We start from the raw sequence: 3,025 nt of genomic DNA, 5'->3' as shown, positions 1-3,025 counted from the left end.
GCCTGATGTTTGAATATTTACTAAATCAAGCACCACCAATTTCTTCAGAAGTAATAAAAGAAAAGATAAAAGACAAAGCCATTGAGATAGCTGAGAAATTTTACATAAAATATAAAAGTGCTATTAGTAATGTATTTGCTGATGTAATCTCACTAGTTTCTTTTAGTATAATTGTCATCCTCAGCAAAAAAGAAATCGTGATTGTGAAATCTTTTCTAGATAATATTGTTTATGGACTAAGCGATAGTGCTAAGGCTTTTTTAATTATTCTCTCTACAGATATATTCGTAGGATTTCACTCACCAGAAGGGTGGGAGGTTATTGTTGAAGGATTAATAGAACATTTAGGACTGCCAGCCAATAAAACCATAGTATTTTTCTTTATTGCGACATTTCCGGTGATTTTAAACACTATCTTTAAATACTGGATATTCCGCTATCTGAGTCGCTTATCGCCGTCGGCATTAGCTACATTAAAAGAGATGGACGAGTAATTGATAATACTCGCCTCCGGCGAGAAGCAAGCTACGTAATTCCTAATTCGTAATGGGCAACTCTTAGAGACGCTATCGCGTTAAGCGAAGCTATGCCAAAGGCTTTACGCCCCGCTACTAACGTAATTCATAATTATTTTGACGTGTTTGTCTGTTGATTCGCTAGGCTATGTATATCTTGGTTCTTCTAAAGCGTACTATGGATTTTGAAAGCAAAGCCAATGCCCCAACTCCTACAGACAACATAGAGTTTGCTCAACCAACTACTACCCGTAAGCCATTAGAATTGCTGCGAGATACTGAGGCTTTGCTACGTCGCCCAACCGTAGCAACACTGTCGCCGATTTTGCCACCAAAACTGAGCAATAAATTCCAAGCAACGTCATCTTTGGCAGATGATTCTTTTAAGGAATTGGCAGAAATTGACCTAGACACTATTAGTGATTTTGAACTGCGACATGCACGAATTGGTGTTGGCTTAAGCTTTGTTGGTTTTGGGGCGCTGATGATATTAGTGCTGCTGCTATACTTAAATACGTTGCGTCCAGAACTCAGTACGGGTGAGCAGATTCGGCAATATTGGTATCAATATGTTTGGTTTGTCAGTTTGGGTGTTACAGGGATGTTTATGTTGGGGCGTGAAGCTATGCGTCCTATGCCAAGGCGACGGAGATGAAAAAAGTTATAAATTTTGATTCAAAATTTTTTAATTAAGAAATCATAACTTTTAGAAATTAGCACTTTAAAATATGCTTCGGTAGAAACAGCCGTAAGGAAATTTTATACATGAATCACGATGCTTTCATTGTTCCACCAGGTTCAAAGATTTCTCTGAAAAAAAACTATGACCCAGCTTATAAGACTGATTTTGATCAAAAAGCTGATGCTGCAACCAGATTAAAGACAGATATTGAACGATTAGCAAATTACCAAAATATTCTCTACGCTCAAAATACCTATGCCTTGTTGATTATTTTTCAGGCAATGGATGCTGCTGGTAAAGATAGCACAATTAAACATGTGACTTCTGGTGTTAACCCGCAAGGATTTCAGGTGTTTAGTTTCAAAGGGCCCAGTTCAGAAGAATTAGACCATGACTACCTGTGGCGAACAACGAAGGCTTTGCCAGAAAGAGGTCGAATTGGAATATTCAACCGTTCATACTATGAAGAAGCGCTAGTGGTTCGTGTTCATCCAGAAATGTTGAAAAAGCAACAACTTCCCCACTTTACTGAAGGAAATAAGATATGGAAGCAGCGCTTTGAAGAAATCAATAACTTTGAAAAATATTTGGTTGACAATGGTGTGATTATCCTGAAGTTTTTTCTGAATGTCTCCAAGTCAGAGCAGAAAAAACGCTTTTTACAACGGATTGAAACTCCAGAGAAAAATTGGAAGTTTTCAGATAACGATGTCCGGGAACGAGCTTTTTGGGATGATTATATGAATGCTTATGAAGAAGTTTTTAATAACACTAGTACTAAATCGGCCCCTTGGTATATTATTCCTGCCGATCGCAAATGGTTTACACGCCTGACTGTTGCCAATATCATCTGCACAAAATTACAAGAACTAAATCTGCAATACCCGAAACTTAGTGAGGAACATAGGCAGCAACTTTTGCAGGCAAAACGCATTTTAGAACAGGAAGATTGATTTACTTAATTTAATAAAGAAGGGGTTAGATTAACATAATATTATTGTAGAATTTAATTAAAGATGAAAAGTTTTAAATTTATTAATGATTTTTGTAACTAAAGAAGTTTGTCTTATAGTGACAGCCAAAAAATCATGACTCAGATGGCAGAAGATGCCAAAAATCATCCACCTCACTTTAATAATGCTGCCTTTGATATTGTGGCGATCGCAGCCTCAGCAGGCGGTCTAACTGCTTTAATTAAAGTGTTATCGATACCTCCAGAATTTACAGCCGCGATCGCCATTGTGCAACACCTTGCTCCTAAACACCGCTCGTTTCTGGCAGAAATTCTTGGTCGGCGTACAGATATTATCGTCAAACAGGCAAAGGAGGGAGATTGCCTTACCCCAGGAACGGCTTACGTTGCCCCACCCAATCGTCACTTGTTGGTTAACGGTGACGGCACCCTTTCCTTATCACAGTCGGAATTAGTAAATTTTTTACGTCCTTCGGCTGACCTGTTATTTGAATCAGTTGCAGCCACTTACAAAGACAGAGCGATCGCACTGGTGCTAACTGGAACGGGTAGCGACGGCGCGGTGGGAGTAGAAGCAATTAAAAAAATGGGCGGTATAATCATTGTTCAAGACCCAAAAACCGCCAAATTTTCCGGGATGCCCTTCGCCGCAATTCAAACTGGCAATGTAGATTTTATTCTCCCCCTCGATGAAATCTCCAGCACCCTGGTAACTTTGGTGATGGGAGAATCTTACTAAGCTGAGGGGCAAAGAAAATATATTTTAGAATGCAACTATGGTATGAAACATAGTTTAACGTGTCTTTGATACTCTTTAATGGAGCTACGAACTCCTTTAATGAGTCTTTGATACTC

3 protein-coding genes and 1 pseudogene are annotated in these 3,025 nt (G+C 38.8%); all 4 read left to right on the top strand.

The genetic code is table 11. The features are described 5' to 3' along the window. Positions 1 to 494: pseudogene (locus tag ACFFAP_RS37605) on the top strand (proton extrusion protein PcxA); the annotation flags it as partial. 199 nt (positions 495 to 693) lie between these two features. After that, complete coding sequence (locus tag ACFFAP_RS37600) at positions 694 to 1,170, top strand: hypothetical protein (RefSeq protein WP_375515968.1); 477 nt, start codon at positions 694 to 696, stop codon at positions 1,168 to 1,170. A 110-nt stretch (positions 1,171 to 1,280) separates the two neighbouring features. Beyond that, on the top strand, positions 1,281 to 2,150 hold the full coding sequence (locus tag ACFFAP_RS37595) for a polyphosphate kinase 2 family protein (RefSeq protein ID WP_375515967.1): 870 nt from the start codon (positions 1,281 to 1,283) through the stop codon (positions 2,148 to 2,150). A gap of 135 nt (positions 2,151 to 2,285) precedes the next feature. Continuing rightward, positions 2,286 to 2,909 (top strand): chemotaxis protein CheB, encoded by a 624-nt coding sequence (locus tag ACFFAP_RS37590; protein ID WP_375515969.1) that lies wholly within the window; start codon positions 2,286 to 2,288, stop codon positions 2,907 to 2,909. The last annotated feature ends 116 nt before the right edge of the window (positions 2,910 to 3,025 follow it).

The sequence above is a fragment of the uncultured Nostoc sp. genome (assembly GCF_964245575.1).
Lineage (GTDB): Bacteria > Cyanobacteriota > Cyanobacteriia > Cyanobacteriales > Nostocaceae > Nostoc.
The sequence above is the reverse complement of the archived record's forward strand: the minus strand, read 5'-3'. Positions and strand labels throughout refer to the sequence as shown.

Bases quoted from the DNA above. Each gene is read 5' to 3' on its own strand.
- ACFFAP_RS37600 (WP_375515968.1), top strand. From the start codon at position 694: ATGGATTTTGAAAGCAAAGCCAATGCCCCAACTCCTACAGACAACATA.
- ACFFAP_RS37595 (WP_375515967.1), top strand. From the start codon at position 1,281: ATGAATCACGATGCTTTCATTGTTCCACCAGGTTCAAAGATTTCTCTG.
- ACFFAP_RS37590 (WP_375515969.1), top strand. From the start codon at position 2,286: ATGACTCAGATGGCAGAAGATGCCAAAAATCATCCACCTCACTTTAAT.